The following is a 6,014-nucleotide window of genomic DNA, read 5'->3' as shown; positions in this document are numbered from 1 at the left end:
TACGATAAAATCGGTAATATCCAAAATTTGAAGCACGTGGCCGATGGTCACGCCAATCAGGATTTTATCAGAGATTACACATACGACAGTTCCGATAATAAGCTTAAGGGGTTTACAGTAAATAGCATAACTTATGGCAATACTTATGACCCAAACGGCAGTTTAACCAAAGAAGGTCAGAGCAGATATTATGAATGGGGAGCGAATGATAAACTGGCTGTTTTTAAGAATCAGGCAGGTAGTTCTACGCCCTCTGTTTACACCAATTATTTTTATAATGCTAAAGGCGACAGGATAAAGAAACACACTCGAAAAGGGAATAAGATTGTAGTAACCTTTTACATGGATGGCGGGATGTTTGAAACTACTTATACCAAAACAGTTGGTGGTAGTATTGATAACAATAGGTTTTTCAATACGATTAAAATCTCTGATGACGGTGCCTTGATAGCTACCATTCGTGTTGGAAATAATGTGGATGACGATACACCAGCGATTAAATATATTGTTGGCGACCATTTGAATAATAGCTCGGCTGTGCTGAAGACTACTGGGACACTTATAAACCGCGAAGAGTATTATCCTTTTGGTGAAACGAGTTTTGGTTCTTATCAATACAAGCGATATAGGTATAATGGGAAGGAGAAGGATGAGGAAAGTGGGCTTTATGAATATGGGCAGCGGTATTATGCGCCCTGGCTGTGTCGGTTTGTTAGTGTTGATCCTATTGCGGAGGATTATCCGCAGCTTAGTAGTTATAATTATGCTGGGAATAAGCCGATAACTCATGTTGATATTGAAGGGTTACAAAGTTCTGATGATAGCGAAAAGAAATCAGAACCAAATTTCAATACTTATACATCTCCTTCAGGAGATACGTTCATTGCTTCCGGGGTGCATAATGTTGCTAGTGCAAAAGGTAAATCAGAAGTAATGACAACAGCTGGAGTGATGGTGGAAACTAGAACGAATGCTGTACTGCAGTTTGATTGGGGTGGGAATAACTATAAGGCACATTTTAGTTCTGAAACATTAGATTTTACGGGATATAAGGATAAGGATGGAAATGCCTTTCCAATTGAATATTCAAGTGGTCAATATTTTGCAGATTTACATATTACTGTCGAAGAGAAAGGTGATGGAGCATTGGCGTTTACTGCCGTAATTTCGGGAGCTGAGAACTGGGTGTGGAATGAATCAGTCTTCAGTTTTGATATTCCAATTGACTTCAATTCTAGTCAGGGATTTTCATTGGACAATCTTTTGGGTTCACCAACTGTTTCAAAAAATGATACTATTAGTGGTGGTGCATCTGGAGGTGGTAGTCATACATCCCCAGATTTGAATATCCCAAGTTCTATTAGTGGAAAATCAGAATTTACAGGGAGAATCTATTTTGATAGCTTAGACCAGGATTTACCATCTTTGTTGCAAGGATTAAGAGTGGAATATATCGAAAACATAATAAATGTTGGAAAACTTGGCTCTAATCTGGATGCAAGTATAGGTGGCAACTTTTTGAAGGCTTCAAATGCAAATTTCCAAACTGTAATTCGTGCTACTCAATACACGGGTTCTTTAGGGCTACAAGAAAAGTCCAAAATGAGTAAAGCTCAAAGAAAGATTGGGAATATAAATCCGACTCTTTATGATTTTAGGGCGTCTTGGGGTAAATTCGATAGTCTCAAAATAAGTAATCCACCAACCAGAAAAGATTCAATTAAACATGGACATTTATAAATTAGGATTTTTAATTTCGATAACGTTGTGTGTTAGCTGTAATTTTACAACAGAAAAACCGATCACAGTAGATAAAAAAGCGAATACAAGCTGCGATAGTTTAGAATATCATTTATACGCAAGTTTTCCAGATAGTTTTTTACTAAGGAAACCTTCCGTTGAATTGATGAATGATACTCTTAAAATCCAATACCTTCAAAAATGGGAGGTACAGCATAATGTGTTGATGGAGGCGATTATTTCGAGAACCTACCACTTATTAGAATCAAATAATTACTTGGGAAATATAAATGGTCATGAATATTCCATAATGGAAATTATAATTTACTCTTCGTCAGGTGACCATTTAACATCACCAGTCCAGTTATCACTAAGTAGCAGCCAGCCACTTTTAAATAATGAGTGGATGAGCCGTTCATATAGAAACATGAATTATTATATATTAAATCAAGTTGACCCTTCCAATTATTGGATATACGATGACCTATTAGGTATGTATTATAGAGAAACAAATGACGAAGACTTTAACTTAACCTTTTTTGATGTTTATATGGATATAACAACTAATAAAGTAATTCATCAATTTGAAAATCGGGTTTTGGATTCACTCGTTGCGCGTTGTTATCGTAATTCGAAAACTATTGATCCAGCTATTATTCGCCAGTTTAGAGATTATCTCAGAGCTATTGAGTTAGAAAATAATGGAGAGTTTAAAATTATTGATCAAAAGCCAGATGGCTATAAAGAAAGTACAAAATGAAATATTTACTCCTTATACCTTTAATATTTACCTTTTCATCTTGCTCAGGTCAAAATAAGTGCGAAGACATACCTAAAAAAATGGAAAATTATTTCCCTGAAAATTTTTTTCAAACGAGTCCTGAAATTGGTAAGGATGATGAGGGTAGGCTTCAGTTCAAAATAGTGGTTAATCACAAAAGCTGGAACAATGTTTTTTATTTTTCAATGGTTTCCCGGATACATCATTTGTTAGATTCTTTAAATTGTTTAGATGTTCGTCAAAGATTAACTGAGGGAGGAATACGTTACTATGTTTACAATGGGTTGGTATCCAAGGAAAATGAATGGAACACAGTTGTTTCGGGAAGTGCTAGATCTATAGATAATTGGCAGTTTCCCCGCTATCGTGAGTTAAATGATATTCTTATAAATTCTGATCCTTTGCAAATCAATGCGTACGATCAAATACTGAGTAACTATCACTTAGTTTTTGAAGATCCCAAATATGATATAACCTTTTCTGACTTGTATGACGGAATTGTTCAGAATAGAATGCTAATGAATGATGATTTTGAAATATTAGATTCATTAATTCAGAATGCTCGAATGAACTCGGCAGTTGTGGACACAAATCTTATAAAAGAAATAAGAAGACTAACACCAGCTGTAGGATATGGATTTCAGGAAGATTTAAAAATCATAGAGTTACCGATTGATGAAAAGTAAAGAAGGGATTGAGTTAGTGTATTTATAATCAAGATGTCAATACTAAAACCAGCGTATGACAGCTCAGATAACAAGTTGAAGAGCTTCACTGTAAATAGCACCACTTATGGAAGTAATTATGACCCATACTGCAGCTTAACAAAAGAAGGTCAGAGCAGATATTATGAATGGGGAGCGAATGATAAGCTAGCTGTTTTTAAGAATCAGGCCGGTAGTTCTACGCCTTTTGTTTACACCAATTATTTTTATAACGCTCAAGGAGACAGGATAAAGAAACACACTCGAAAAGGGAATAAAATTGTTGTTACTTTTTATCCCTGCCCAGAGCGGAGTCGAAGGGTGGATGGTGGGATGTTTGAGACTACTTATACCAAGACTGTGGGTGGCAGTATTGATAACAATAGGTTTTTTAATACGATTAAAATCTCTGATGACGGTGCATTGATTGCTACCATTCGTGTTGGAAACAATGTGGATGACGATACACCAGCGATTAAATATATTGTTGGAGACCATTTAAATAATAGTACGGCTGTGCTGAAGACTACTGGGACACTTATAAACCGCGAAGAGTATTATCCTTTTGGTGAGACGAGTTTTGGAGGATTTCAATATAAACGGTATCGGTATAATGGGAAGGAGAAAGACGAAGAGAGTGGGCTTTATGAATATGGGCAGAGGTATTATGCTCCTTGGTTGTGTCGGTTTGTTAGTGTTGATCCTATTGCGGAAGATTATCCCTTTTACTCTTCATACAACTATGCAGGGAATAAACCTATTAGTAAAGTTGATATTGACGGCTTGCAGGAGGAAGGGGCACCAAAATTTGACAGCGGGAATAAGGATTTTGATAAAGTAGCGAATCAAGCGATTAATGATGCTGGTGCGGAAAATGTAGATATCCAAATTCATAGTATTGATGGTATAATTGAAGGAAGAATTACGACTAATAGTGCTACAGCCTTCTTCGATAATAATGGATTCTTTTCGCTCACGGAGAATGGGGAACGGCAAAGTTTGGAAGTTCAAGACGACGGACGATTATTTCCAGGTGGAATTTCGGCCGGGATTGGTCAAATTGGTGAAGGTCTAGGAAGAGATTTGGAGTTGAGAAAAGAATTATATATCGATAACTATAAGGCCGACTTGGAAACTTTCAAGGAAAACCCCAACCAAGCGGTCTTTAACAGACAAAATAATCTAGGTATTGTCAGAGAGAAGTCTTCACCTCTTGGGAGAGCTTTAGCGGAAAAACAGAAACCCTTTAATGAATCTGTAAGAACTACAGAGAAAATATTGGCTGGCAAGAAAGATCTCGGCAGAACAAATGTGAGAGTAGATAAATTTACAGCTTACAGGAAAGTCATCAGGGGCGCTGGTTGGGCAGGTATTGTTTTAGATTTGTATTTTGCCGCTGACCGCATTAAAAAAGCCGAAAACAAGCCTGAAGCCATCATGTCTGAAGCCATGGGACTTTCTGGTGCATTTATGTTGGGTGCTACATTTGCAATGTATGGAGCGGTACTAGGGCCCGTCGGTGCTTTGATAGGAGGTATTGTTGGGGCAACGCTCGGGTACTATCTCGCGTCTGGTGAAGCTTCTAAAGATATTAGTCACATGCAGGAAGGATTTCAAAGTCCAGGAGGTGATAATCCAATGCTTTTTAAGTTATGAAAAACTCATGGATGTTGTGGATGCAGACCCTCTTTATCAAACATTCCCCTTCGATAGAGAATGCGTCGATAAGAATTTTAGGAGAAGAAACCTGCACTGCTAAGGTACATGCCAACATACGCGATAATGGGAATCTAGAAGGAATCGGGATTTATTCAACTAGTGACAAATGGTCAGGATTTTACATTGTTATGGATTTATCAGTAATTCACAAAATCAAAATAGTTCAAGATTCAATAAATACTGATTATGGTGATGATGACTTGGCTTTTAATGATGAAAATAAAAGAGATGTGTTCACCTTTTTGAAAAATGCAGTAGATCAAGGCTGGCGCGAAACCACTTTTTACTACAAAGGAGATCCATACAAAGTTCAGTTCACCTTCGGTAATGATATGAGAATTGAATTGAGTGAGTTCATATATCCACTTACCGAGCTTGATTATCCACTATTCGGAACTAAGATTTACAGGTTTTATTATCATTTTATCGAAAAATTTGCACATGAGCGAATTACTATGAGGGAATTAATCGTGCAAGGATTGTCAATTTCAAAGCTAAAAAATGAATATTAGAATTAGTACTTACGTATGATGTGATTGTCAATTTTATCATAGAATCGCTAATAAAAAAGGTAATAAGCTTAAATCGGATAATCACAGATTGCCATGTTGCTTCCAAATCAATTTCCGCATAAAACTTTCGACAAATCTGACACTCCTAGAATAAACAAGAAAATTTTGATTAGAATCAGGTTATTCAAACCTGAAATTTGAAATAATGAAGGCTGGACTTTTATCTTATCAAGAAGCCGTTACCAAACGCCAAATTATGCGGTACGGTGATAGCGATGGTTTTCCCAATCCCGAAGTCTATAATCTAAAAGGAAAACTCTTTGTACACAATGATGAAGCAGGCAAGCTCGCTTATGAGAATTACGATTCAATAGCTCTTAGATTTTGAAAAAAATCTTTAGAGATATGAATCCCGACATATTCATCGGGGCTTTAAAGGGAATAACTTATTGTTTTACCGTCAGATTATAACTGATGATGCACTTACTGCTTATCAAAAATATGTTGTAGATTGGGATACCTTTAACCCCTCCCACTTGAGCAGTACCCAAAATGCAA

The 6,014-nt window shown here is 36.6% G+C and carries 6 protein-coding genes; all 6 read left to right on the top strand.

The genetic code is table 11. The annotated features are described in order from the left end of the window. On the top strand, positions 1 to 1,740 hold a 1,740-nt coding region (locus tag G3O08_RS20205; RefSeq protein WP_204336968.1), incomplete at its 5' end, for an RHS repeat-associated core domain-containing protein. After that, positions 1,727 to 2,500: a hypothetical protein gene (locus G3O08_RS20200; RefSeq protein WP_163287260.1), complete on the top strand. Its 774-nt coding sequence runs from the start codon at positions 1,727 to 1,729 to the stop codon at positions 2,498 to 2,500. The genes G3O08_RS20205 and G3O08_RS20200, both read left to right, overlap by 14 nt. After that, on the top strand, positions 2,497 to 3,207 hold the full coding sequence (locus tag G3O08_RS20195) for a hypothetical protein (RefSeq protein ID WP_163287259.1): 711 nt from the start codon (positions 2,497 to 2,499) through the stop codon (positions 3,205 to 3,207). Before G3O08_RS20200 ends, G3O08_RS20195 begins: the two co-directional genes overlap by 4 nt. A gap of 33 nt (positions 3,208 to 3,240) precedes the next feature. After that, positions 3,241 to 4,881: an RHS repeat-associated core domain-containing protein gene (locus G3O08_RS20190; protein ID WP_163287258.1), complete on the top strand. Its 1,641-nt coding sequence runs from the start codon at positions 3,241 to 3,243 to the stop codon at positions 4,879 to 4,881. Next, on the top strand, positions 4,878 to 5,456 hold the full coding sequence (locus G3O08_RS20185; RefSeq protein ID WP_163287257.1) for a hypothetical protein: 579 nt from the start codon (positions 4,878 to 4,880) through the stop codon (positions 5,454 to 5,456). The genes G3O08_RS20190 and G3O08_RS20185 overlap by 4 nt, the downstream gene beginning before the upstream one ends. Before the next feature lie 205 nt (positions 5,457 to 5,661). Beyond that, the gene (locus G3O08_RS20180; RefSeq protein ID WP_163287256.1) at positions 5,662 to 5,844 is read left to right on the top strand and encodes a hypothetical protein; all 183 of its coding nucleotides are present in this window, start codon (positions 5,662 to 5,664) and stop codon (positions 5,842 to 5,844) included. Positions 5,845 to 6,014: the final 170 nt, after the last annotated feature.

The sequence above is a fragment of the Cryomorpha ignava genome (genome assembly GCF_010686655.1).
Lineage (GTDB): Bacteria > Bacteroidota > Bacteroidia > Flavobacteriales_D > Cryomorphaceae > Cryomorpha > Cryomorpha ignava.
This window is presented reverse-complemented; position numbering and strand designations above follow the sequence as displayed.